Genomic DNA, 22,550 nt, shown 5'->3' with positions numbered 1-22,550 from the left:
TCCATCCTTTCATTTCAATATACTATCATTGTACAGGTTAAAGTGAACTCAAAGTCAATGGCCGAAATCACAAAAAAACCATTCTATTTTACTGCATATTCACAAGAAACATCCAGATTCAACCCAAAAAGTTTCACAGGTTCCTCATAGATTTTAGCGAAAAAACGTGGTAAAATAAAGAACAGAAAAATTAAGGAAGTTTAGGAGATGGAGAGTATGGCTAATATCAGAATCGGTATCGCCGGATACGGAAACCTCGGAAGGGGTGTGGAACTGGCAATCCGTCAGAATCCAGACATGGAACTGGCCGGCGTCTTTACGAGAAGGAACCCCGCCGATGTGAAGCTGGCAGTGCCGGGCGGAAAAGCCTATCATATGGACGAAGCCGTAGGCATGAGGGATCAGATTGACGTGATGATCCTGTGCGGCGGTTCCGCAACAGACCTTCCGCAGCAGGGCCCGCAGCTTGCGGAGCATTTTAACACGATCGACAGCTTTGATACCCACGCAAAAATCCCGGATTATTTCTCCGCGATGGATAAGGCTTGCCGGGAAAACAGCCACGTAGGGATTATCTCGGTCGGCTGGGACCCGGGTATGTTTTCTATTAACCGGCTGTACGCGGATTCCATCCTGGTAAACGGGAAAAGCTACACCTTCTGGGGCAAGGGAGTCAGCCAGGGGCACTCTGACGCGATCCGCCGGGTAAAGGGCGTGAAGAACGCGATCCAGTATACTGTCCCGGCGGAATCGGCGATTGAGGCGGTTCGCAATTGCGAAAATCCTGAGCTGGCCACCCGCGAAAAACATCTCCGGGAGTGCTATGTCGTGGCGGAGGAAGGCGCTGACCTCGCGCGGATTGAACAGGATATCAAAACCATGCCCAACTACTTTTCTGATTATGATACTACGGTTCATTTTATTTCAGAGGAGGAACTGAAGCGGAATCACAGCAAAATGCCGCACGGAGGCTTTGTGATCCGCAGCGGAAAAACCGGCGCGGAGGAAGAAACAAACCAGGTGATGGAATTTTCGCTCAAGCTGGAATCCAATCCGGAATATACAGCAAGCGTTTTGGTGGCGTTTGCCAGGGCTGCTTACCGGATGGCAGGGGAAGGAAGCTTTGGCGCGAAATCTGTGTTCGACGTACCGCCGGCTTATCTTTCCGCGAAATCCGGAGAAGAACTGAGAAAAGAGCTGCTGTAAAATAAAAGCCTGCTGAAATTCAGCAGGCTTTTATTTTGATAAATCATCATCGAGTTGTTGATTCTCTAATGCATATTTACAACATTGCAAGACTAAGAGATTGAAAGAAATATCGTTTTTATGAGCAGTTTCATTCAATTTTTCAAATAAACTATCAGTAAATCTTATAGTTCTCGATATATTAGCATTTTTAAACTCATTATCTATTTTAAACATCTTACCAACCCCTCTACCAACATTATATTCATATTCAAGATTATTAATATAACCATAAATGGTTGCATAAATAGTTATATTGTGATAAAATCGAATCATAGTTAAAAAGGGGTGATTATATGCAATGTGAAAATAATTATTGTATTTATTGGGAATCTGGTCATTGTATATTAGATGAATTATCTCTAGATTTTCAGGGCAGATGCCAAGAGTGTGTCTATGTGCCTATAGATGATGATATTTTGCAACATGCGAAGCAAAAAATATTAGGCGTTTATGAATCTGAATTCGAATAGAGCAATAAGGCTTTTAGCGATATCCGAATGAAAATAAGTCTTGTTTTTTCGGGGCGGATATAGTATAATATAGAAGTTACAAACGGTGATGTTAGACGGGGCGGGATGAAGGTGCGTTCTAACATACGGATATACGGGTCCTGTGCGACGGGGGCTTTGCGAACCATGTCAGGCGGGGAACCGAGCAGCATTAAGCACTGAACTCGTGCGCCGCAGTTTTGCCTGTTATCCGTATGTCAGAGCGCATCTCTACCTGCTTTTTTTGTCAGGAGGGAGTGAGCGCGGATGTATCTGGCATTATATCGGAAGTGGCGTCCAAAGACCTTTGACGATGTGGTCAGCCAGGAGCATATTACCACAACGCTGAAGCATGAAATTGTCAGCGGGACGACTGCCCACTCTTACCTGTTCACCGGTTCCCGGGGAACGGGAAAAACCACCTGCGCGAAAATTCTTGCCATGGCGGTAAACTGCCCGCATACTGCAGACGGAAACCCCTGCATGGAATGTGAAATCTGCAAGGGGATCGAGGACGGCTCGATTTTGGATGTGCTGGAGATCGACGCGGCAAGCAACAACGGCGTGGACGATGTGAGGGTTTTGCGGGAGGAGGCAAACTTCCTGCCGGCTCAGTGCAGATACCGCGTCTATATTATTGACGAGACCCATATGCTCTCCACAGCGGCGTTTAACGCCCTGCTTAAAATTATGGAGGAGCCGCCGGAGCATGTGAAATTTATCCTTGCCACCACAGAGGTGCACAAGGTGCCAGCCACAATCCTGTCCCGCTGCCAGAGGTTTGATTTCGGGCGGATTAAAACAGAGGACATTGCCAAACGGCTTTTATATATTGCGGATCACGAGACCTTTACCCTGACCGATGACGCCGCCTTTTTGATTGCAAGGATGGCGGACGGCGGGATGAGGGATGCGCTTTCCATTTTAGATCAGTGTGTCGCCTTTTCCGATGCGGTTGACAGGGAGGTTGTCTCAAAGGCAACCGGACTGGTTTCCAGGGATTACCTGTTTCGGCTGGCGGAGATTATCCAAAAGTCGGCGCCCGAGCAGGCGCTTGCGTGTGTGGATGAGCTGTACAGCAGCTCCAAGGACTTGCAAAAGCTGATTGACGAACTGATCGGGCATTACCGCAACCTGATGATTGCGCAGACCGTCAAGGACTGCGGGGAGCTGGTGAGCTGCCTGCCGGATGAGCTGGCTCAGCTTCGGGAACAGGCGCAGCAGATTCCGATGCGTTCGATTCTGCGGAACATTACGGTTTTGCAGGAATGTTTGGATAAAATTTCCCGCAGCTATGACAAGCGGCTTTGTGTGGAAACAGCGCTGCTGAAGCTGTGCCTGCCGGAGTTGGACGATTCTGCTCAGGCGCTGGAAATGCGGCTCGCCAGACTGGAAACTATGCTGAGGAATGGGATTCCGGCGTCCGTGCAGCAGCCTCGGGAAGCGGTTTCTTCGGCTGCGGCGCAGAAGCCAGAGCCGTCTGCAGTACAGCAGGACGATGAAGCGGAAAAGCCGGATGTTCTGCCAGTTCAGGAAGCCTTGTCGGAGGACAGAAAAGAAACGGCAGAAGGATCCGGTGAGGGAGAACCTGTCCCAATCGCGGCGGTTTCGCCGTCCGCAGGGGACGTACAGCCGGTATCCTCGCCGGATCAGCCGCAGCCATTCGCAATGTGGGGACAGGTATTAGCACAGGTTTCTCAGACAAATCCAGCATTGGCGGGAATCCTGACCGGCTCTGCCGCCTACGAGGCAGGCGATTTGCTGTTAATTGACAGTCCGATCACCCTGTTTGGGCAGATGATTAAACAGGAGGGCTTTGTAAAGACGCTGCTTACTGTATTAAATGAACAGACTGGAAAATCCTATAAAATCAGGATAAAGAAGGCCAAAAAAGCAGACGCGTCCCGACGCACCCCGTTGGACGACCTGGTGCAGAGGGCGGAAGGGCTTGGAATTGAAGTCCGGGAAAAATAATTGTTTTTATGGGGAAACCCTTTAAATTTAGAAAAAGATCTGGAGAGGCTGATTCGGGAAAGCATCCGGACAGTCCTGTTCTCTCAGCGCCGCGGACAGACTGCGGCCGCCAACTGGGAGCACAGCCTCCGGGAAAGGAATGGTTATAACAATGAAAGCAAGATTGCCAAAAGGGATGGGCGGCGGCCCGCAGAACATGCAGAGCATGATTAAACAGGCGCAGCAGATGCAGGAGCTGATGGAAGCGAAGCAGGAGGAACTCAAAGAAAAAGAGTTTACTGCAACAGTCGGAGGCGGTGCGGTTACTGTCGTGATCAACGGGGCCAAGGAAGTCAAATCCCTGGAACTGAAACCGGAGGTTGTCGACCCGGAGGACATCGAAATGCTGCAGGATCTGGTGATCAGCGCCATGAATGAATGCCTGCGCAGCATCGAGGAAACCACAGCCGCAGAAATGGATCAGATTACCGGCGGATTGAACGTGCCGGGCATGTTTTAATTAAGCGGGAGAATTTTCATGGGATATAGTGCAGTGCCGCTGACACGGCTGATAGAACAGTTTGCCTCTCTGCCGGGAATCGGGAGAAAAACCGCTCAGCGGCTTGCGTTTTACATTTTGACCTTAAGTGAGGACGAGGCAAAAAAATTCAGCGACGCCATTATGGAAGCACATCAGAAGATTAAAAATTGTGAAATTTGTAAAAACTTCACTGACCAGCCGGTTTGCGATATCTGTTCGGATCGGGACAGAGACCATTCTGTTGTCTGCGTCGTGGAGGATGCAAAGGATGTCGTCGCCTTTGAGCGGACGCGGGAATATCATGGGGTATATCATGTCCTGCATGGGCTGATTTCCCCGATTGATGGTATCGGCCCGGATCAGCTTTACATCAAGGAGCTGCTTTCCCGGATTGGGGAAGGCGGAATCAAAGAGGTCATTATGGCAACTAATCCCACAACAGAGGGAGAGGCGACTGCCATGTATCTTTGCAGGCTTTTAAAGCCGTTAGGCGTGAAGGTATCCAGACTGGCGTTTGGAATTCCGGTCGGCTCCAATTTGGAATACGCTGACGAATTTACATTGTTTAAAGCATTGGAGAACCGTAACGAGCTGTAACAGCACCTTTGTTTAGACAGGATTTTTGCTGTTCGCCGGGGTATGATAAAAGAAGCGGAAACGCTGGGGAAAGCAAGGTGAGACAGGTTTGGCACAGGAAAATACGAAGACGATTACAACCAACAAAAAAGCACGCCATGAGTATTTTGTGGTAGAATCCTTTGAGACCGGGATTGAGCTGTTCGGGACAGAGGTGAAATCCATCCGTAACGGCAGTGTCAACCTGAAGGACAGCTGGTGCAGCATCGATCATGGCGAGCTCTATGTGAAGGGAATGCATGTCAGTCCCTATGAAAAGGGAAATATTTTTAACCGCGACCCATTCCGGGTGAGAAAGCTGTTAATGCATAAAAAAGAGATCATGCGGCTGTTCGGTCTGGTAAAGCAGGAGAATTATACGCTGATCCCGCTCTCGCTTTATTTTAAGGGCTCTCATGTCAAAATGCAGCTGGGGCTCTGCAAGGGGAAAAAGCTGTATGATAAGCGGCAGGACATTGCCAAGCGAGATGCAAAACGGGATATGGATCGTGCTTTGAAGGAAAGGAATCGGTTCTGATGATTCATGAGATAATTGAAATTCATCTGGAGGATACAGCCCTGGGCGCTGTTCCGAACGGCTGCCAGCCGAAGCTTTATACTTATGTGCTGGATAATTATCCGGATATTGATCCGGATCGGCATCGGCCTGCCGTTGTTATCTGCCCCGGCGGCGGTTATGAAATGACTTCTGACCGGGAAGCGGAAGCAATTGCCGTCCGTTTGAATGCCTTGGGCTTCCAGGCCTTTATCCTGCGGTACAGCGTTGCGCCTTCGGTCTTTCCACGCGCATTGGCAGAGCTTGCTTATTCGGTGGCTTTGGTTCGTGAACGGGCGGAGGAGTGGCATGTTGACCCGCACAGGATTACAGTCGGCGGATTTTCAGCAGGCGGACATCTGGCATGCAGCTTGGGCGTATTCTGGAAGGAAAATTTCCTATCCTCTATTCTCAAGAGGGAGACGGCTCTTTGGCGGCCGAATTCGCTGATGCTGTGCTATCCGGTGATTACATCAGGTGAATTTGCACATCAAGGATCGTTTGTCAATCTTCTGGGAGATCGTTATGAACAGTTTTTAAACCGGGTTTCACTAGAAACCCAGATTGATGAAAACGTACCGCCGACTTTTTTATGGCATACCTATGAGGACGAAACAGTTCCAGTAGAAAATTCCCTGATGCTGGCATGGGCTTTAAAACGCCATAATATACCATTGGAGATGCATATTTACCAGCATGGCGGCCATGGCCTGAGCTTGGCGACAGAAGAAACAAAATGGGTTGGGCACAATGGGGTTCAGCCGGAATGTGCGAACTGGATTGAATTGTTTGCAACCTGGGCCAAAGGATTATAATGCCTGATAACGGCTGATAACTCAGCCGTTTCATATGGGGGCGTAAAGGTTTCGACGGGGGTCGGGAAGCAAAGTAAGCGAGCCGTGTGGGCGAAAACACGTTAATTGTCGCACCTAAATATAAACGCTAAAAATAATAATTTTAGAACTCAACTCTGCGCAGCATAATTTAACTGCTGCCCGTTTTATATAGCCTACCGTATGCCATATAAAACGTTATTTTTGCGGTGAACTTGTTTTGCGGGTGCCCTGACGTGATTCAGGTTTAATTAGGGATACTGCAGCAGGCAGCCTGTTTGCCGGCAGTCTGCTGCGGGAACGCAATAGGTAAACTACGCTCGTAGAAAGCTTTGTGGATAGACTTTCGGACAGGAGTTCGACTCTCCTCGCCTCCACCAAAAGTACCTTACTCGAACTATTATGGCTAAAAAAATTTGAGCCGTTCGAGTAAGTTGACATATTCGTGGAATTGTTTATGGTATAAAGACCACATCCAAAGATTTCCTGGATGTGGTCTTTTGCTATGCCTATATAATAGCTCAGCTTGCTTGAGCAGTCCTGCGCTAATCTGTTAATTCGTATAATATCATCTTTAACCGGTTCAAGAATCTGATCGAAAGGTGGCCTAAATTCTGCATCTACCTTAAATTCCATATCTGCATCATTGCTAATATAGAACTTCTCAAATATTGCTTGATTCATCAGCTTTTTAATTGTGTCACTGGCGTTTTTATATGCCTCACCACAATTTTCTACAATGTCTAGTGCTCTCTTAAGATTTTCGGTTATTTGCTCAAAGGTAGTATCGTGCATTTTGATTTCATGCTCAATGCTGCTCAATTCTTTTGCGATTTTCTGTTGCTCGGATTTGAGAAGGTCTAGCGGAATTGCATCGCAGTAATGAGCTTCAAGAAGTTTTTTTCGCTTGTTTTCCAGCTTGGCTTTTTCACCTTTAAGTCCATCCAGCTCGGCATCATATTTTGCTCTTTCTGTGGAGATTATTTCTTGTATGCAAGATTCCAGCAGAATTCGGACTTCCGGTGGAAGCTGGTATGCTTCATAGATTTTTTCAATCTCTTTCTCTACAACATCTATCAGAACAGCCTTTGTTGTGCAATCTTTTCTCCGTTTACTATGACGCCCACTGCATACAAAATATGGATATATAGTGCCATCCTTTTTCTTTTCATTGCTCACCATCATTCGTTCGCCACAGTATGCGCAGAAAATGCTACCTTTTAGAAAATGGGGATGTTTAAGATTGCGAGTGCCGTTAATCCTCGATGCAAGTATCGCTTGAACTTTGTCCCAAGTTTCAGTATCTACAAGCGCTTCATGACTTCCAGGATACTCAACGCCCTTATATTTTACAACACCTTTGTAATAGGGGTTTACGAGAACCTTATGGAGTGTTTTAAGCGTAACTGGCTGAGAAGAAATCTTAGGTGTTGATCGAGTATTGAGCCCGCAAGCCGCCAGGTGGTCAGCCAAATCTGCAACAGTCCAATTGCCAGTAGCATATTCTTCAAAAGCCAGTGTAATTAGTGGTGCACGTTCTGGATCTGTAATGACGGTACGTTCTTCACGTCCTTTATCATCGACGAGACGGACATTTTGGTAGCCAATCGGTGCTCGACCGACCGTGCCGCCTCCTTTGATTTTTTCTCCCATACCCTTCTTGACTTCGGTGGCAAGATTTTGCGAGTAAAACTCTGCAATTGAACTCATGATGCCATGCAGCAGCATGCCAGCGGGTGTATCGTCAATACTTTCTGATGCAGATACGAGTTGAACGCCACATTCACGCAATACGCGCATAATGTCGCTGTCATCGTCACGATTACGGGCGAGACGATCGATCTTATGTACGATTACGTAATCTACGCGATCAGCATTCTCTTTTACATATTCAAGCATAGCTTGAAGCTGTGGGCGGTCAGCGGATTTAGCAGATGCACCACGGTCAACAAATTCCTTTCCCACCATTGCGCCCATAGATAGGGCTTTTTTCTTATTGGCTTCACGTTGGGCGGGAATCGAGAAACCTTCATCATGTCCGCCGCCTCGCTCAGCCTGTCCGCGAGTAGAAACGCGAAGATATGATACGGCAAATTTTGGCGTCATTGAATCCATAAGAGCTTGCGCTGTATTTGCCATTGCGGTATTACTCATAAGCGTTACCTCCTTCTTATAGTTTGTCCCATGATACCTCTGAAGGGGCATCACATCAAGTAAAATAAAGCGATATTTTATAATTATTTTTGGAGCAGCCAGCCCATAATCGGGCTGGCTTAGGTAAGTATATATGTTCCTAGATTTTACGAATTACATCTTCGCCGTAAGCAACACCAAGGCCGGAACCACAGTCCCAGTTGACGAAAACCGTTCCGATATCGTCAACAAATTGAACAGTTCCTTGCTCGCCGGGCATCAGCTTAGTAAAAGGATCATTCATAGAAACGAGTTCCACTCGTGTTCCGATAGGATACATTTCTCGCAGTTTTTCAATCGTATTTTTACTAGGAAAGTTCTGCATAGTTTTTACCTCCTTCAGATGACTTCTCGATAGTTACTTCTGGAGCCTCGATTTCCTGTTGGATCTTACGTGCATCGTGTCGAGCTTTCGCGCCTTCGGTTCGCCAACTACTGTTTCCAGTTAGGTTGCGGAGCAGGAATTTACGAGCAAATGCATATTCTGCGCCCTTGAAGTTCAAGGATACAAGAAAGAGCCTCATCGTGAATTTATCATTATCTGACGGGCTTTCTGTAGCTGTAACCCGGGTGAGCATTTTTGCTCGTTTTGCAATGCCAGATATGAGCTGCATATAGGCTTTTGCTTCTCCATCAATCCCATGATCAGTGAACCACGGAAAACAAATTTTATCCTCTTTGCGCTCGATAGATAGATCATCGGCTTCAAGAGCTTTTTTAAGAACGGATGCTTTACTGGCAACAATCGCTCTGACTCTGCCAAGTTCGGCTTCATTGAGGTAAGAGTTCGGAAGCTCAATTACGATTTTCTTTGGTTCGGCTGTATCCGTAACAGGAGATTCCTCAGTCTGCTCATCCACAGCTTCTTCCGTAGGTCTCGCTGATTCAAAACTTCCTTCTGGTAAAGTTGACGCTTCCGGTTCCTCTGCGAGTTCTTCAGACGTTTCATTGAAAATAACGGAATCCTCGGTTGTGTCGATTTCGGTTTCGCTAGTAACGGTATCAGCCAAGACATCTTCAGAATCGTCGATGTCTGTCTCCGTAGAATCATCTACTTCAAGAATAGACTCTTCTTGGACAGGTTCTTCTGACACAGGAGTGCTGTCGATTTCTTCCGCAGGCTTATCTAGAACTCTCTCAAAACCATGCCAGGTTAGTTTTTTGACGATGGCTTCAATTTCTTCTTCAGTCATATCGTCCGGGAATTCAATATCCCCGGCACGATTGACGATGCATGAGCCGACCTCATATCCATAGCTTGGAGCTTTGAGATATTTGGATTCATATCCGAGAATCTCAGATAAGGTATTTACGAGTTTCTTTCTCTGTTCGCCATATGCGGCGTATTTTATAGTCGTCATAATAGAGACCTCCTTTAATTGTGTCGGTTTAACAAGATGCGAAGAGTCAGTTCAGCTTCCTGTGTGGTCGGGTAAATATCCCAGCCACGGTCATAATTAGCGACAATTTCGCCATCTTGTTTTAGTTCCAACTTTGAGATTCTTCCTTGATTGATACCGAATTCACTTGGTTCATCGAATACCTTTATGGTGTAATGAACCGCTATGTATTCTTTCTCAACCGTTTTCTTTACTGGAATACCGATTGTTCCTTCTTGCCACATGATTCGTTTCTCCTTTACACATTCATCACTCATCGTCGCTTTATTCGCAAGTAGAATCTTCAGGATTCTTAAGCGTGACCTGCGAGATAGCGTGAGCGCTTCTGCGATAAATATATGCGCTATCGCTGAGCTTCTCTTGCGGCAATACAACAGTCCGATTCACATCCCGTACAATTTCAATGATTTTTGAGGGTTGTACGAGAGAAAGTGGAAAGATGAGAACCTCATGAATGCTTGACGGTGCGATGCAGAGGTCATCCTCTATCTGCGCCGCAAGATCCTCAAGATATGTTTCATACATCAGAATGGAAGCTCCGAGTATGCGTTCCGGATTTGTTCCGACATACATCGGATAGGGAGCATCGCTAGGAATCTCTATTCCGATAATCTCGGATATGGCATCCTCCATAGGCATAATGCGATATCCGACTTTTTTGCAGTTCGCATTGGCGGCGTCCATGATTTCATTGAGCCTAATGTCCAACGAAACCATATCTACTGCGTCAACAATCTTGTATCTCGGCCTGTTTGGATCGGAATGATCCATTAAGACGAATACGACTGCCATATCTAAGAATTTAGCGAAGAACGCATCATCTTGCAGTGATTTAGGATCAAACAATGCGTATCTGACATTTTTGAGAACTACATCTTTGGTGTAGGTTCTATCATCGTTAAAGTCTAACGTCATAGAAATATCCCCCTTTCTACGCTTTTCGGCTACATTTCGCCGTCATCATTTTCAAGCCCCGGTGCGGTGCCTGTCATGATGAAGTTACTGTACTCTTTACGGTTATCTATCAGGTAAACAACCAGTTCATAGTATCCTTCGCGGTTTGCGATATACTGAACTGCGTTTACGTCAAACATATTGGTTTCTCCGGTATCCCGGACAGCCAGAATTTGTTCCTTAATGGTTTGCGTCATCATTGTAATGTCCTCCTATCTCAAAGATTTGGATTTGTGCAGTTACTCCTGCAGGTTACGGTGTTTTCTCAGAACTGTCTGAGACTACGATGTTAAGGTGCGTCCGAAGTAATTCCGGATTTTAGAGAATGATATATCCACGAATCTTAACCTCCTTTCGGTGTGGCTATATACCTTTAATGTGCTGTCGTTTATTCTTTGGAAAGCGGCAAGAATAGATAACCAAACGACCTGAGCTATCTTCTCTTAATGCCGTAATTGCTACGACATACCGTTTTCCTCAAAGTTAAAATGTAATGCGTGGTTCATAAGCTTCCTTTACTGATATGTTGTTATTTTCGAAGACCTGAAGTATGCAAGCCGGAGACAAACGTCTCAATTCGCGAAAACCTTATTTTACTTTCAACTCTTTCTCTTTACTATCTTGAAATTCAATAATGCTTTTATAGCAACATTCCAGTTTATCTATAAATTCCCGGAGCTGCCCCGCTGTGCCGATTAGCGAGATGTTGTAGCTATGCATGTCAATAACTGCTTGGTTAAATCGTTCGCAAGCGTGCTCCAGCTCGCTGACGGCATCGCTATGCGCGTCATATAGACTGACGAGTGTGTGGTAATCCATACTGATCCTTTCGTTAAAGTTAATAGTCTAAAATAGATAGGTTTTCGTTTGCTGATTATGTTTGCCCGACTTGCACGCTTCAGGCCTCCGGCGACTTTAAGAATGTTCTACTATGAGCTAGTCTGTTTTTGGGGGTGTATAAGGTACTTAGCCGGAAACGCCGGCTAATCCGTTCTTGATCAAGCGTAATTGCATTTTTGCCAAAGGCCTGGGGTATGCAAGCCGAGAGTATCTTTTGCATAGACTACAAAAGGCTCTAATGTTTTGTTTTTGCTGTGTTTGTTTTAAAAGGTGCTTGCTACATACAAAGCTGCGTAAATTCTTGAATGAAACAGACTAAGTCTTCTTTGATGGGCTTCGTATCCATATTGAGCACTTCTGCATCTTCCAGTATTCTCTTGGATTGGATGTAGCAGATAGCAAGGCATTCTGAAATAGCGTTGTATTTGCTCTTAATTTCTTCTTCGGTGAGAGTTTTTCGCGTCATTCTCCATCCTCCCGGGACTCATCGTCATACAAGTCTTTCTCATCGAGAATCAAGACATAGATGAGATCTACGACGTATGGGCGAATGGTTCTTTTGATTTCAGCAATATCTTCCTTGGAATCAGCTAAGAGCGTTCTAAGTGAACAGATTGCCTTATAATCGAACTCCAAACAATTCGTGATGTTTCGGAGAATTCTTTTGTAGTCGCCCTTAAATTCTGCTAAGCCTTTTTCAATCTCTTCCTGGCTTGGTCTTTGTATCATGTAATTCCTTTCGTTAAAATTAGTAAAAACAGTCATTTGCCTTTTTCGTCTCAGCGAGATGCCTCGACTTGCATGCCGCAGGCTTTTGACGTCTCTGCCAGAGGATAACCACTAGCATAGATCTTTTGCGTCAAAGCCTTGCCGGATCAGGCGTTCAAATTCATCTGCCGTAATGACAATGAACAATTTGCCACCCTTCGGATACGCCTCTTGGATGGCGGAACGGAGTCGTTCCTTGCGTCCTGCATCCAGCACTAACCATACAACTACCGGAAACACACCGAATTGCTTCTGCTCTAATCCAGAACGATAGTAGTCGCGATAGCGATCACATTTGCCGATAACAGTAGATGGCGATTCCGTGCTTAAATCAATCTCAATAAACCACCTGTCCTCGTAGCCATCGCTTTTCGTGGCTACGAACAGATCTGGCTTTAATGAGACGATTTTGCCGTGCTGGGTATATGGTCGCCAGCAATCCGGTTCCCAGTCAGCGGTAAGTAATGTCAGCCCCGGAGTCCTGCGACAAATCTCTACAAGCTGAACATAACATTCTGATACAGCCAGAGAGTGCCGTAGAAACATGCGTGAGGGTTCTAAATAGCGTCTTCGCGAATATTGCTCAGAACTTCCTATTGCCAGGAAACGCTCTCCAGCTTCTGTGAGATGCCAGATCAGAGAACCTGATCCGGCACGAGTGCCACCAATCCTTCGCTCGAGCGTGTTTACAAGACCATAATCTTTCAGCTTACGAAGCTCTCTGGCGGCGGCTCGCCTAGCAGCCTTCTGCGTAGATGCATTGATTATATGTAGACGCTGGATCTGCCCGGTAAGCAGAAACTTGCACTTTTTTAGAGATGCAAGAATCTCTCGGTCGCGTGTTGATAGCTCCTCGTTGTATTTTTCCAGTTGGTTTCTTCCGACTCTGACTCCTATGGGGATCACCTCCTCGCCGGGGGAATAGGCTACCGCTACATGGCGGTAGGGGTCGCTTCCCTTAAACGGTTTTTGTGCCGATATGTCGGGAGAATCATCGGCATATTCATCGCTGCGAAAGGTCGGGCGGTTCGTCTTCATATTTTCCTCCGACCGATGACAGAATCATCAAGATCTGGACCGATCAGGCTCGGGGCTTCCTCAAATAGTTTGAGATATTCTGCCTCAACCTCACCGCTGGAGCGGCCATAGCGAGTCTGACTTCGTGCCTTAATTTCTGCCGCAGTATGGAGTGCCGGTGGAGCGGGGATTGTCTTTCCCTGTATCCAGCCAGTCTGTCTACCACCCGACATAAAATTTGTATAGATTTGATATCTTGGCAAGAGCATAAAATCCAATGCTTCCAAGCCGGGAGCCATTGTTGCAATTTCTCTGGCATCGCTGGCATTCAGTCCAAATATGATTTTGTTCCTTGCATTGGCATCAATACCGGCACGAATCTCATAGGGGAGTTGTGCGCGATACTGGTGCGCCATGGTAATGCCAACTCCTAAACCTCTGGCCTGTGCCAAAGCATCGGATAAATCCGTAGGCAAGGTCAGGTAATCTTGCAGCTCGTCGATATACAAGGAGACCAAATGGCGGCGTTCCGGCGCGACGTTCGCCCGAGAAAGGGCTAACGTCCAGGTAAGGCCTACCACTAGGCTACCCAGCAGTCTGGCGCTTTCTGCGCCTACTGTGCCGCGATTCAAGGGGACGAGGACAATCTTACGTTGAGAGAACAAATCCGTTAGCTGGAACTTGGGATGGCTCTGCCCCAAGACGCCCCGCAGTCCCGGTCGAAACAGGAACTGGCGCATTTTATTGAGCACAGGTGCAACCCATTGTTCGCGCTCGGCGGGGCGGAGGTTATCAAAGGTTTCCCAGAATGGTTTGAGTGTTATTTTGTCCTTGACATCTTTTGTGATCTTATGGCGGAAGTTCTCGTCTGTCAGAAGTGGCGGCAGCCACAACAGTGATGCTCCGTCTGTCTCCACCAAAGTCAATAACGCCGCGCTCAGCACATCCTGACTTCGAACACCCCAGTTATCTGAGAAGATCTCTTTAAAGACCGCTAAGATAGCATCTGCCATAAGTGTGGGGTTGCCCGGCAAAGCCAAGGGATTGAAACCTACAGGGTTATCGTCGGAAGGGTCAATCACAACGACATCATCTGCACGGGAGGCTGGAATGCGTTCAAGGATACTTGTAACCAAGTCTGCCTTTGGGTCAATCACTAATACACTGCGCCCAGCGTAAATGTCAGATAATACCAGATTCAAAATCACTGTTGTCTTGCCTACACCACTTGGGCCTACAAGCCATGTGTGCATGAGGCTATCGTCAGGAGAAATACTAAGTTTCTGACCGTTTGCTGGATTTAGAGTTACTCCAAAAGAACGGCTATTAAACCTGTTTGTCGGTTCCCTATACCACGTCGGTGGGTACATTGCTCGAGGATGGACGCCAGACATTCCTGGTAGTTCCTCATCGCCAGATGGTAGCATTAGAAATCCCGCAAGTTCTTTAACGGATAACCTCAGCGGAAAATGCCATGGCACATGGGCAGTATTCAGCTTCGCGGGTTTATCAAATTCATCATAGATTCTGACGCCAGCCGCTTCCAGAGTGCGTAATGCGCTCAGGACGCAGTTAATACGATATTTTGCACTTGCACCAGAAACGCCGATGCGAACAATAGCTTGAAAGGTATGTTGCTCTGCTTTCTCTTTGATGGATTTTCGAGTTTCGGTGGAGGCCTGAGATACATTTCCAAGCACTGCCTGTAGCCATCCGGCATTTGGATCGGGAAGATTCTTCGGAATTGTGCTGGGCGGATAGGCTGCACCGAGAATGGTCTGTAAAACCGCTTCCTCGCCACGGGCTGTGGCAGCCATAGCCGCCAGCCCTGCTCGAATTGTAGATTCGGCGATATCTGTACGAAGCGATAAGCTCGGATGAGATACTTTTATTTGCCTTACCGTATCAACTGCCTTACGGTTATGTTCGTCAACCGGATAGAATTCAATCTCTCCATGTACTTGGAGTGCTTCGGTGATTTTGTGGATACTTGCTGGGTCTGCGCCCAGCAAGTGCCTGATAAAGCCATCCCTCGCACGGATTTCCCAAATGACAGCTCCACGGGAGGATACGGTAGCCAGGTGTGCCAGCATCTCATGGACCTGTTCCAGTTTGAATGAGCGCCGCCAGACGAACTCCTTCCAGCATATGGTTTCTATTTGATGCCTGGTCATAGCTCGCCCTCCTTTCTTACCATTGTCCTCCATGACGGTTCTTCCAGACACGAAAAGCAACATAAATTCCAATGCCAATGGCGGCGAGGAGTACGAGTACCCACCAGATTTCCATGATGATACATACAGTCCAGCGGAGCACAATCGCAGCAATGAAGAGGGCAAAAGCCCATTTGAGAATTCTGGCAATAAGGCTTTCTGGTGAATTCATACATGATCAGACCTCCTCACGTTCTTTTGCTTTATCGCTGTATTCCGGTACGGGGTAGCCGGGAATCATAACATCGGATGCAATTTCGTTGCCCCATGCATCCCAGTTTGGCTGTGGTCTTCTGGCAAACAGTTCCAAATACGGGCCGGGAGATACGCGCTCAATAATGGGGTACATTTCCTCCGGCTTATGGGAATGATCCTGAAGTGGCGCAAAGAGCCAGTTTGGCTGAGCTTTAAACTTCACAGGAGCTTTTCCACGTGTTCCAAACAGAACCGTTTCGCTTGCATTTCTCAGGTAGTTTCCTAACCCGAGACGGGGTTTAATCCAGTAAAAGGGGTCGCGATATTTAAATCCCCAGGCTTTCATGACGTCTAATCCCTCTTGGAGCAACCCATTTGGAATCCACAGCCATAGATGTGCATTTTCTTCCGCTAGATCGGCGACGGGCATATTTTTAATATCTTCTAAAGACATGAGTTGATAATGCATGACAGCTCCTCGCTTCCCTTTTTGATTAATACTCCAAGGCGGATCAGCAAGGATGGTGGAATATTTCTTTGCGGGCATGATAGTTTGTTCTCCTTTCCGGGCGGTCACAGCGACCGCCCAATCGATTTGTTAATGTGCCAGGCTTTGTCGGCCTTTGCAGTGAGTAAACCACAAAAGTAGGTTGACAAAAAGTCAATTTTGCTTTCACTTTTATAGCGATGCGACACCCGCTAACAGAGGTAAAAGTTCATTTTGCGGCATACAAAAAACGATGTTGTAATATTTGCACAGGTGTTTGAAATATGTTGTTCTACGGTATTATCTCGCGCGATTTTCGGCAATCATCCGTGGCTCGTCCAGCGTACCTTCCAGTCGATATGTTCGGTTTTCTATGATTTTCGTGCTTGCAAATACAGGAGCTAAGTAGCCTTCAATCACTGACTTGAATGAGCGCACCGTCAGGCTGTCGCCGAACATAGCTGCATCAATAAGGCCTTGCATGATACCAGGCGAAACGTAGGAGATGGCGTGAGAATACTCGAAGCCCATCTCAATGATCTGTTTTGCCAGAATACGCGTTTTTGCCTTGGCGGAAAGGGGCTTAAAATTAACAAAGCACTGAAATCTGGAGGCAATCTCTCTAAGTACCCCTACGCCAACAAATGCTTTTCGTGCCGCCTCATTCTCCCGATAGATACGCATAGGCAAGGATTCGTCTGATATAGAAGATGCCTGTTCATCCCGGTAGCTAACACTTACTTCATTTTCCTCCAGATGAATATCCCCAACGTCATCCGATACAGTAAAGCCTATCCTACGTTTAGCGGGCTGACTGGAGCTGAGATCATAATTGGAAGTAAAGAAGAAAATGCAATGTTTAAAGTCGAACTCCCTTGAACCATCGCTGAGTGCTTTTCGGGATGCGCAACGGCCTTCGTCCAAAATGGCCATAAAGGTTTTCAAAACCTCTGGATGCGCCTTATCCAGCTCATCAAAGATAAATATCGTGTAGGGATTTCTTTCGACCACTTCAAAGACAGCTTCATCCTCATAGCCGATATATCCGGCAGGAGCGCCGATCAGGCGATAAACTGAGAAAGCTTCTGTAAAGTTATTGAGGTCTGTCCATGATACGGCATATTCCTGCCCACAGTCCTGGGAAAGAATTTTTGCTAGTGCCTTTGCAGTTTCGGATTTACCGACACCAGGTGACCCGGATGCCAGAATGGAAACAGGCTTTGTAGGATTCTTCTTGGCAAGGTGCTGTGCGACTACATAGGCGATGGCTTCGGTGGAATCGTCCTGGCCTATAACCATCTTTTGCAGACGTTCTTTTAGGTGCTCAAAACTCGGTGTTTGTGACTCGGATTGCTCCGGCACAGATATCTCATCCCAGTTGGTCAGAGTATCGGGAGTGGCATTGCTGGTTGTAGTCCCTGCTACATTCTCAGTGAGAGTGCGGAGGGCTTGTTCGGCTTCCTGCCAGGAAGAAAAAGAGACTGTACCTTGGTCGGCGAGAAGCACCATGATAGCATTGCTGCCATCATACCTAAAGTGAGGATTTACCCGAAAGGTGTATCCATCAGCCGTCTTGACGAAGCTCAGGCAGACCTCCCGTGGATTGCAGGTTTCAGGAAACAGACACTCATAATCGTAAGACTGATGCTGAGGGTCTAAGCCGGTCATATCTACATAGCTTTTGAGCTGGAGCATCCCTTCATGGGATACTCCACTAAGTACAGATAAGTTTATTCTTTCCATTCCATACACCTCCGCGTATCCGGGATTTCTCCCATAAGAGTAGTCAGATTGCCACTGCCGTGACAGAGCGGACAATTCTCGCTGAAACCATTCTCTTTACTGACAGGGTCTTGCGGAATCCATACCACCTCGCCAAAGAAGGAGTAGGCGTCATCTACCGCATCACGGAACAGGTCGATACCGAGAACCTCCTCAGCGTCCGGCGACATCTTGATCAGCGCTAGATTTCGGTCAGCAACTTTGTCCAGCATCGTCGCGTATCTGTTATCTCCCTCATGGTAAAGCAGAAGCATTAGTGCGATCTGACCCTCCAGCGCATTGGCATGCGTAATGGCGGAAATAGGAGTGCATTTTGAGGTAACAGTATTTTTGTAGCCATTTTTGTAAGCATCGTAGCGAGATTTCAGCACACAGCGAGGACAGCTTGGCGTTACTCCGGGATAGCTGAATACAACTTCTGCGCCAACACCTCCGGCATAGATTTGCGGAGCCATAAAAGGTGTTCCATATTTCATGGCCAGTGCAGCCAATCTCGCCTGAGCTTCAAAGCGATCCGTGCATGCGCAGACGAGGATATCTTTTGAGTTTTTATGAAGTTGATCGCCAATCAGTTCTTCAAAATCCTCATCGGTTACAGTATCATCGAGAAAATCACAAATAGCTGTAACTTCTGCATCCATGTTGATGTTCAAAATCTGCTCCCTAAGCACTTCGACCTTGCTTTTGCCAATGTCGCTGTAGGTCACTCGCTGATTACTCATGTTATGAGGCTCGAACTTATCCCCATCTACGAGAATAAAGTTCGTAACGCCGGAACGTGCCATATCCAGAACAAATCCGATAGAGCCGCCTGTGCCGAAGACGACAAGCGTCTTGCGTGCAAGCACATTTGCTGGGAAGAGTTCCTTGTTTCGTTCGTTGAGTTCATCCTTAGAGAACGGGTACTTCTTCGCCAGCGTCTCCTGATAAGAACAATTCCGGTCTGCATCAAGATCGATAGCTGGAAATTCAAAACCGGAATTTGCTTCGTCTACACGTCCGAACTCAAAATAACGGCAAGGGTCTGCAAGATAGTAACCATAGGCAAAGAGTTTTGCCTTTTCGCCTTTAAGAGACCTGTGCACTTGCACGATTAGCGATACGAAATACTCCATATCCAGAGCCTTCATGATCTTTTTAGTATAGAGATTGTCCGGATTGGATGGCTTAATGGCTCCGCGAGGATGGGAATGGATGAATCCCACAAACTCGATACCCTCCTCATGCCATTTCCGGATAACGGGATTAAGTTCATTGCAGTCAGGTTCATAAGTTGCTCCGGTCACATTTGCCGTTTTGTCAAAATAAAAGTAGTCGATGTGTTTTCCGTCGGAGCTGCCGAGGATGCCTCCCGTTTCTGGAATCCGAGATCCGATGGTCTTGCGAACTTGAGAGAACACTTCTTCGGTAATAAAGTAGGGTTTAGATTCTTTTTTCGTTGTCATTTTTCTTTACCTCCGTAAATCTGTGTAATAATAGTCATCTTCCCAGCCAAATTGGTCTTTCAACTGGTCGGCAATATCATCAAAACTCTGGCGACTACGAATATATCTAGCAGTACATTCCGCCCAGAGTGATGCGACGCTTTTGGCTTGTTCCAGCGTTTCAATGTTGCCCGCCCAGCAGATGTAAGGATAGCTGTCACCGTTATCGTGGAGCCAATGCGCCGCATGGGACGAACAATTCCGGCCTTGGTAATCGATTTGTGAAATAATATAAATTCGCCATCCGCGAGCTCCACGATCCCAAAATACAAAGTCAACAACCAGGGAGCGGTCTGACGTCCAGTAGTCTAGGCGGATATAGTCTCGCTCCATTTCACATCACCTCCGTCTCATTAGAATGAAGATAGGCAGGAGCCTCATTGGCTGAGGCTCCGCCTGCACTTGGTTCATCCGAGATCAGCAGAATACACCGCTCGGAAGTTCCTGACCCTCGCGGCCACCATTAAAGATGCCCACGGGAAGAAAACTCAGCTTCCTCATGTTAATTCACCTCCTTCAAAATAGTATTTAAGATAAGTCCTTATCGGACGGATCTTAGCAAGATTCATTAGTTTCTTTCTCCCGTCTTGCGGGATGTTGAAGAATGCCACGATATTTGGTAAAATAGAATTAGTTGATTAGCTACTACCTAGTGGCTTTTGCATTTCTTGTTGATTTCATTATAGGGATAAGAACCTGTTTTCGTAATTGAGAGAAAGTTGCGAAATTGTTGCGATAAAAATACACCCACTCGCAGGGATTGCGAATAGGTGTACGAAATAGGAATGGGAGTTCTATGGATAAAATACCTTTTTGTTTTCCAGTTTTTTATCATGGTTTGATTGCTAGGCGTACGGTGTATTCTCAGCCAGAGGTTGTTAATTTATTGCTTAGCGGAAATATGAGAGCAGAGCCAGTGAAATGGCCAGACGTAGATCGCATGACTGCCAATAAATATATTAATGGACTAGAGTGCTTTTCTTCGTATCGCCGTAAAGAAATATTTGAATTACCGGACAAGGATCTCCTTGCTCGTATCCAGAAACTGAAAATACAAAACATTAAAACCACTGTATCTGCTTTTCATGAGTTTCTAAAAAATAGAACTCAAGCCAGCGAAGAAACAATCTATTCCTTGGAGAGTAGTGTGCGAGAATCAGAAGATCCATGCCAGTATTATGTAGTTGCCCTGCGAGAGGCATTATCTTTTACGAGGGTTTCAAAAGAATATATTACTACGCAGCTTAAGAACGAATTACATAACCTGCATAAAAATAGTGACGTACCGGATTTATTCCAGTTACAGAAAGAAGCTCATAAACAAGGCATAACATCAATTTCTATGACGCCCGACAAGACCTTTTTGAGTAAGATAATTGGGCGGGACGAAATTGTGCAATCTATCTGCGACAAGCTAAAAAAGGAGCGGAAACACATACAGCTACGTGGTATGGGCGGTATCGGAAAATCTGAAATCCTTCGCAAAGTTTATAGTTGGTTTCTCGAAAACCCCGGAGAGCACTTTTACGCCCACATAGCGTACCTTTACTACTCGGGAAAATTCAAATCAGACCTCGATAGCGCAATTGACTACCCTGGGAAAGAAACCAGCGCCAATCCCATTGAATATCTGAAACATTTGGCAAACACATCTAAGGTTCTGCTGTTTATCGACGATGTCCGAAATCAGAAACCGGATAAAAGTGAAATCTATGAGGAAGACGCTTCATTTGAAGAAATAGTTGGATCGAATATTTCCATCTTATTTGCCTCGCGAATTATGCGCATGGATTTTTTGCTTATAAGCGTAAAGCCTCTTCCCATAGAATCATGCATTGATATTTTCTTGCGGGAATACAATGCCAATATTGATGACGATGTCATGACAGCAGTTGATACTGAATGTTGTGTTGCCGAAGCCTTAACCGCAGAGGACAAAGAGCGACTCGTTCAAATAATTGATGGACGCGCCGGACGCAATACGCTGGTTATTAACCGCTTGGGCGCATTGGCGCGAGACTACGGTTGGACGATTACGCAATTAGAAAAAGAGCTCATTGATAGAAACTTTAATATTCGACAAGGCCTGTCTGAGAACAACGCAGAGTATATTGATGAGCAAACATTGCAAGATGAGCTAAATAAACTCTATGACTATAACGAGATTAAAGATGCCGCAGAGCGCAGTATCTTAGAGGGCTTCACGCTATTAGCGGATGTTCCTACGGATATCGCTACCTGCGCCAAATGGTTTAGCCGAGATGCCGAAATTGACGAGGATCGCTGTCGCATTGCGCTAATGCGCTTAATGCGCCGTAGTTGGTTACTGAGCGCAAAATCAAAACAGAATGAGGCCATCATTGATAATTATTCTATGCATAACATTGTACGTGCGGCGATCAAAGCCCAAGTTGAAGTAGATAGAGAGGAGCATCAGGATTTAGTGATGAAAGTTTGGACGAATTTAACAATGGAAGTACGGAAGAAAGATGAGAGCGAACCGAAATGGGCGGATAAAGTATACGCAGTGCCGGGCGAATGTGTTCGTTTCCGCATTGGCATCAGGAATATGAGCTCGGAGATGTTTAGAAATCTGACCCTCCGCAACATTTTACCAACCGGCTTATCCTATATAAACGGAAGTACCCAGATATATAACGCAAAACACCCCCAAGGAGTAACGCTCAGCGACAATATTATCACAGATATGGGTGTTAATATTGGAGACTATGCGCCGGGTGCTAATGCGTGGATTTATTTCGATGCTACTGCATCTGAAATACCAAGCAGTAAAAATGTAATATACCGGAATATCATTCAAGCGTGCGGCGGCTATGGCGCAAAGGAGCAATCGGCAGATGTCATTATGGATACATATGAGGCGCTTTAAAGGACGAGTTTCTTAACCCTCTTTTGGGCTATGAACAAGAAAAATCCTCAGCACCATTGCAGGTGTTGAGGATTTTTCCGTTGCAGAGAATTT

At 46.4% G+C, this 22,550-nt stretch carries 24 protein-coding genes, 2 other RNA genes and 1 pseudogene; 10 read left to right on the top strand and 17 right to left on the bottom strand.

The genetic code is table 11. From position 1 onward, the window contains the following. The first annotated feature begins 216 nt into the window (after nt 1-216). Complete coding sequence (locus CZ360_RS01705) at nt 217-1,206, top strand: diaminopimelate dehydrogenase (RefSeq protein WP_077532464.1); 990 nt, start codon at nt 217-219, stop codon at nt 1,204-1,206. Between the two features lie 30 nt (nt 1,207-1,236). On the opposite strand, the gene CZ360_RS01700 is transcribed toward CZ360_RS01705, so the two are convergent. Beyond that, nucleotides 1,237-1,422, bottom strand: a complete 186-nt coding sequence (locus CZ360_RS01700; RefSeq protein WP_077532463.1) for a hypothetical protein — start codon at nt 1,420-1,422, stop codon at nt 1,237-1,239. Between the two features lie 119 nt (nt 1,423-1,541). On the opposite strand from CZ360_RS01700, the gene CZ360_RS13955 reads away from it, so the two are divergent. From CZ360_RS13955 to ssrA, 8 genes are all read left to right on the top strand, one after another. Further along, nucleotides 1,542-1,718, top strand: a complete 177-nt coding sequence (locus tag CZ360_RS13955) for a hypothetical protein (protein ID WP_159438070.1) — start codon at nt 1,542-1,544, stop codon at nt 1,716-1,718. A 131-nt stretch (nt 1,719-1,849) separates the two neighbouring features. Then, an RNA gene (gene ffs, locus CZ360_RS01695) (signal recognition particle sRNA small type) lies at nt 1,850-1,949 on the top strand. A gap of 54 nt (nt 1,950-2,003) precedes the next feature. Continuing rightward, on the top strand, nt 2,004-3,710 hold the full coding sequence (gene dnaX, locus CZ360_RS01690; RefSeq protein WP_077532462.1) for a DNA polymerase III subunit gamma/tau: 1,707 nt from the start codon (nt 2,004-2,006) through the stop codon (nt 3,708-3,710). 151 nt (nt 3,711-3,861) lie between these two features. Continuing rightward, complete coding sequence (locus CZ360_RS01685; RefSeq protein WP_077532461.1) at nt 3,862-4,209, top strand: YbaB/EbfC family nucleoid-associated protein; 348 nt, start codon at nt 3,862-3,864, stop codon at nt 4,207-4,209. A gap of 18 nt (nt 4,210-4,227) precedes the next feature. Next, complete coding sequence (recR, locus tag CZ360_RS01680; RefSeq protein ID WP_077532460.1) at nt 4,228-4,827, top strand: recombination mediator RecR; 600 nt, start codon at nt 4,228-4,230, stop codon at nt 4,825-4,827. Between the two features lie 88 nt (nt 4,828-4,915). Further along, nucleotides 4,916-5,383 (top strand): SsrA-binding protein SmpB, encoded by a 468-nt coding sequence (gene smpB, locus CZ360_RS01675; RefSeq protein ID WP_077532459.1) that lies wholly within the window; start codon nt 4,916-4,918, stop codon nt 5,381-5,383. Continuing rightward, nucleotides 5,383-6,216 (top strand): alpha/beta hydrolase, encoded by an 834-nt coding sequence (locus CZ360_RS01670; protein ID WP_077532458.1) that lies wholly within the window; start codon nt 5,383-5,385, stop codon nt 6,214-6,216. Before smpB ends, CZ360_RS01670 begins: the two co-directional genes overlap by 1 nt. Before the next feature lie 36 nt (nt 6,217-6,252). Further along, nucleotides 6,253-6,614, top strand: a transfer-messenger RNA (tmRNA) gene (ssrA, locus tag CZ360_RS01665). A 682-nt stretch (nt 6,615-7,296) separates the two neighbouring features. Here the strand turns inward: ssrA and CZ360_RS14320 are convergent. The 16 genes and pseudogenes from CZ360_RS14320 to CZ360_RS01580 form a co-directional block, all read right to left on the bottom strand. After that, nucleotides 7,297-8,340: pseudogene (locus CZ360_RS14320) on the bottom strand (recombinase family protein); the annotation flags it as partial. A gap of 187 nt (nt 8,341-8,527) precedes the next feature. Continuing rightward, complete coding sequence (locus CZ360_RS01650) at nt 8,528-8,752, bottom strand: DUF4314 domain-containing protein (protein WP_077532457.1); 225 nt, start codon at nt 8,750-8,752, stop codon at nt 8,528-8,530. Continuing rightward, complete coding sequence (locus CZ360_RS01645; RefSeq protein ID WP_077532456.1) at nt 8,736-9,788, bottom strand: hypothetical protein; 1,053 nt, start codon at nt 9,786-9,788, stop codon at nt 8,736-8,738. Before CZ360_RS01645 ends, CZ360_RS01650 begins: the two co-directional genes overlap by 17 nt. 14 nt (nt 9,789-9,802) lie before the next feature. Beyond that, entirely contained in the window at nt 9,803-10,051 is a 249-nt protein-coding gene (locus tag CZ360_RS01640; protein WP_077532455.1) for a DUF7678 domain-containing protein, read from the bottom strand. 40 nt (nt 10,052-10,091) lie between these two features. Further along, complete coding sequence (locus tag CZ360_RS01635; protein WP_077532454.1) at nt 10,092-10,742, bottom strand: DUF5688 family protein; 651 nt, start codon at nt 10,740-10,742, stop codon at nt 10,092-10,094. 29 nt (nt 10,743-10,771) lie between these two features. Further along, complete coding sequence (locus CZ360_RS01630) at nt 10,772-10,981, bottom strand: DUF5049 domain-containing protein (RefSeq protein WP_456085445.1); 210 nt, start codon at nt 10,979-10,981, stop codon at nt 10,772-10,774. 388 nt (nt 10,982-11,369) lie between these two features. Further along, a complete protein-coding gene (locus tag CZ360_RS01625) occupies nt 11,370-11,600 on the bottom strand; it encodes a hypothetical protein (RefSeq protein WP_077532453.1) in 231 nt (76 codons plus the stop codon). A gap of 298 nt (nt 11,601-11,898) precedes the next feature. Beyond that, the gene (locus tag CZ360_RS01620) at nt 11,899-12,087 is read right to left on the bottom strand and encodes a hypothetical protein (RefSeq protein ID WP_077532452.1); all 189 of its coding nucleotides are present in this window, start codon (nt 12,085-12,087) and stop codon (nt 11,899-11,901) included. Beyond that, complete coding sequence (locus CZ360_RS01615; RefSeq protein ID WP_077532451.1) at nt 12,084-12,350, bottom strand: hypothetical protein; 267 nt, start codon at nt 12,348-12,350, stop codon at nt 12,084-12,086. The genes CZ360_RS01620 and CZ360_RS01615 overlap by 4 nt, the downstream gene beginning before the upstream one ends. Before the next feature lie 111 nt (nt 12,351-12,461). Further along, the gene (locus CZ360_RS01610; protein ID WP_077532450.1) at nt 12,462-13,427 is read right to left on the bottom strand and encodes a replication-relaxation family protein; all 966 of its coding nucleotides are present in this window, start codon (nt 13,425-13,427) and stop codon (nt 12,462-12,464) included. Continuing rightward, nucleotides 13,424-15,580: a type IV secretion system DNA-binding domain-containing protein gene (locus tag CZ360_RS01605; protein WP_077532449.1), complete on the bottom strand. Its 2,157-nt coding sequence runs from the start codon at nt 15,578-15,580 to the stop codon at nt 13,424-13,426. The genes CZ360_RS01610 and CZ360_RS01605 overlap by 4 nt, the downstream gene beginning before the upstream one ends. Before the next feature lie 16 nt (nt 15,581-15,596). Beyond that, a complete protein-coding gene (locus tag CZ360_RS01600; RefSeq protein ID WP_077532448.1) occupies nt 15,597-15,791 on the bottom strand; it encodes a hypothetical protein in 195 nt (64 codons plus the stop codon). 6 nt (nt 15,792-15,797) lie between these two features. Further along, nucleotides 15,798-16,361 carry an MT-A70 family methyltransferase gene (locus CZ360_RS01595; RefSeq protein WP_077532447.1) on the bottom strand — a complete coding sequence of 188 codons (564 nt, stop codon included), beginning with the start codon at nt 16,359-16,361 and terminating at the stop codon, nt 15,798-15,800. Nucleotides 16,362-16,601: 240 nt separating this feature from the next. Next, entirely contained in the window at nt 16,602-18,044 is a 1,443-nt protein-coding gene (locus CZ360_RS01590; protein WP_077532446.1) for an AAA family ATPase, read from the bottom strand. Further along, a complete protein-coding gene (locus CZ360_RS01585) occupies nt 18,032-19,528 on the bottom strand; it encodes a ThiF family adenylyltransferase (protein WP_077532445.1) in 1,497 nt (498 codons plus the stop codon). The genes CZ360_RS01590 and CZ360_RS01585 overlap by 13 nt, the downstream gene beginning before the upstream one ends. A gap of 6 nt (nt 19,529-19,534) precedes the next feature. Beyond that, nucleotides 19,535-19,900, bottom strand: coding sequence for a hypothetical protein (locus CZ360_RS01580; RefSeq protein WP_077532444.1), 366 nt, complete (start codon nt 19,898-19,900; stop codon nt 19,535-19,537). Between the two features lie 463 nt (nt 19,901-20,363). On the opposite strand from CZ360_RS01580, the gene CZ360_RS01575 reads away from it, so the two are divergent. After that, the gene (locus CZ360_RS01575) at nt 20,364-22,457 is read left to right on the top strand and encodes a DUF11 domain-containing protein (RefSeq protein ID WP_077532443.1); all 2,094 of its coding nucleotides are present in this window, start codon (nt 20,364-20,366) and stop codon (nt 22,455-22,457) included. The last annotated feature ends 93 nt before the right edge of the window (nt 22,458-22,550 follow it).

Origin of the sequence: Massiliimalia massiliensis (genome assembly GCF_900155615.1) — a bacterium.
GTDB lineage: Bacteria > Bacillota > Clostridia > Oscillospirales > Ruminococcaceae > Massiliimalia > Massiliimalia massiliensis.
This window is presented reverse-complemented; position numbering and strand designations above follow the sequence as displayed.

Bases quoted from the DNA above. Each gene is read 5' to 3' on its own strand.
- CZ360_RS01705 (WP_077532464.1), top strand. From the start codon at position 217: ATGGCTAATATCAGAATCGGTATCGCCGGATACGGAAACCTCGGAAGG.
- CZ360_RS01700 (WP_077532463.1), bottom strand. From the start codon at position 1,422: ATGTTTAAAATAGATAATGAGTTTAAAAATGCTAATATATCGAGAACT.
- CZ360_RS13955 (WP_159438070.1), top strand. From the start codon at position 1,542: ATGCAATGTGAAAATAATTATTGTATTTATTGGGAATCTGGTCATTGT.
- dnaX (WP_077532462.1), top strand. From the start codon at position 2,004: ATGTATCTGGCATTATATCGGAAGTGGCGTCCAAAGACCTTTGACGAT.
- CZ360_RS01685 (WP_077532461.1), top strand. From the start codon at position 3,862: ATGAAAGCAAGATTGCCAAAAGGGATGGGCGGCGGCCCGCAGAACATG.
- recR (WP_077532460.1), top strand. From the start codon at position 4,228: ATGGGATATAGTGCAGTGCCGCTGACACGGCTGATAGAACAGTTTGCC.
- CZ360_RS01670 (WP_077532458.1), top strand. From the start codon at position 5,383: ATGATTCATGAGATAATTGAAATTCATCTGGAGGATACAGCCCTGGGC.
- CZ360_RS01650 (WP_077532457.1), bottom strand. From the start codon at position 8,752: ATGCAGAACTTTCCTAGTAAAAATACGATTGAAAAACTGCGAGAAATG.
- CZ360_RS01645 (WP_077532456.1), bottom strand. From the start codon at position 9,788: ATGACGACTATAAAATACGCCGCATATGGCGAACAGAGAAAGAAACTC.
- CZ360_RS01640 (WP_077532455.1), bottom strand. From the start codon at position 10,051: ATGTGGCAAGAAGGAACAATCGGTATTCCAGTAAAGAAAACGGTTGAG.
- CZ360_RS01635 (WP_077532454.1), bottom strand. From the start codon at position 10,742: ATGACGTTAGACTTTAACGATGATAGAACCTACACCAAAGATGTAGTT.
- CZ360_RS01630 (WP_456085445.1), bottom strand. From the start codon at position 10,981: ATGATGACGCAAACCATTAAGGAACAAATTCTGGCTGTCCGGGATACC.
- CZ360_RS01625 (WP_077532453.1), bottom strand. From the start codon at position 11,600: ATGGATTACCACACACTCGTCAGTCTATATGACGCGCATAGCGATGCC.
- CZ360_RS01620 (WP_077532452.1), bottom strand. From the start codon at position 12,087: ATGACGCGAAAAACTCTCACCGAAGAAGAAATTAAGAGCAAATACAAC.
- CZ360_RS01615 (WP_077532451.1), bottom strand. From the start codon at position 12,350: ATGATACAAAGACCAAGCCAGGAAGAGATTGAAAAAGGCTTAGCAGAA.
- CZ360_RS01610 (WP_077532450.1), bottom strand. From the start codon at position 13,427: ATGAAGACGAACCGCCCGACCTTTCGCAGCGATGAATATGCCGATGAT.
- CZ360_RS01605 (WP_077532449.1), bottom strand. From the start codon at position 15,580: ATGACCAGGCATCAAATAGAAACCATATGCTGGAAGGAGTTCGTCTGG.
- CZ360_RS01600 (WP_077532448.1), bottom strand. From the start codon at position 15,791: ATGAATTCACCAGAAAGCCTTATTGCCAGAATTCTCAAATGGGCTTTT.
- CZ360_RS01595 (WP_077532447.1), bottom strand. From the start codon at position 16,361: ATGCCCGCAAAGAAATATTCCACCATCCTTGCTGATCCGCCTTGGAGT.
- CZ360_RS01590 (WP_077532446.1), bottom strand. From the start codon at position 18,044: ATGGAAAGAATAAACTTATCTGTACTTAGTGGAGTATCCCATGAAGGG.
- CZ360_RS01585 (WP_077532445.1), bottom strand. From the start codon at position 19,528: ATGACAACGAAAAAAGAATCTAAACCCTACTTTATTACCGAAGAAGTG.
- CZ360_RS01580 (WP_077532444.1), bottom strand. From the start codon at position 19,900: ATGGAGCGAGACTATATCCGCCTAGACTACTGGACGTCAGACCGCTCC.
- CZ360_RS01575 (WP_077532443.1), top strand. From the start codon at position 20,364: ATGGATAAAATACCTTTTTGTTTTCCAGTTTTTTATCATGGTTTGATT.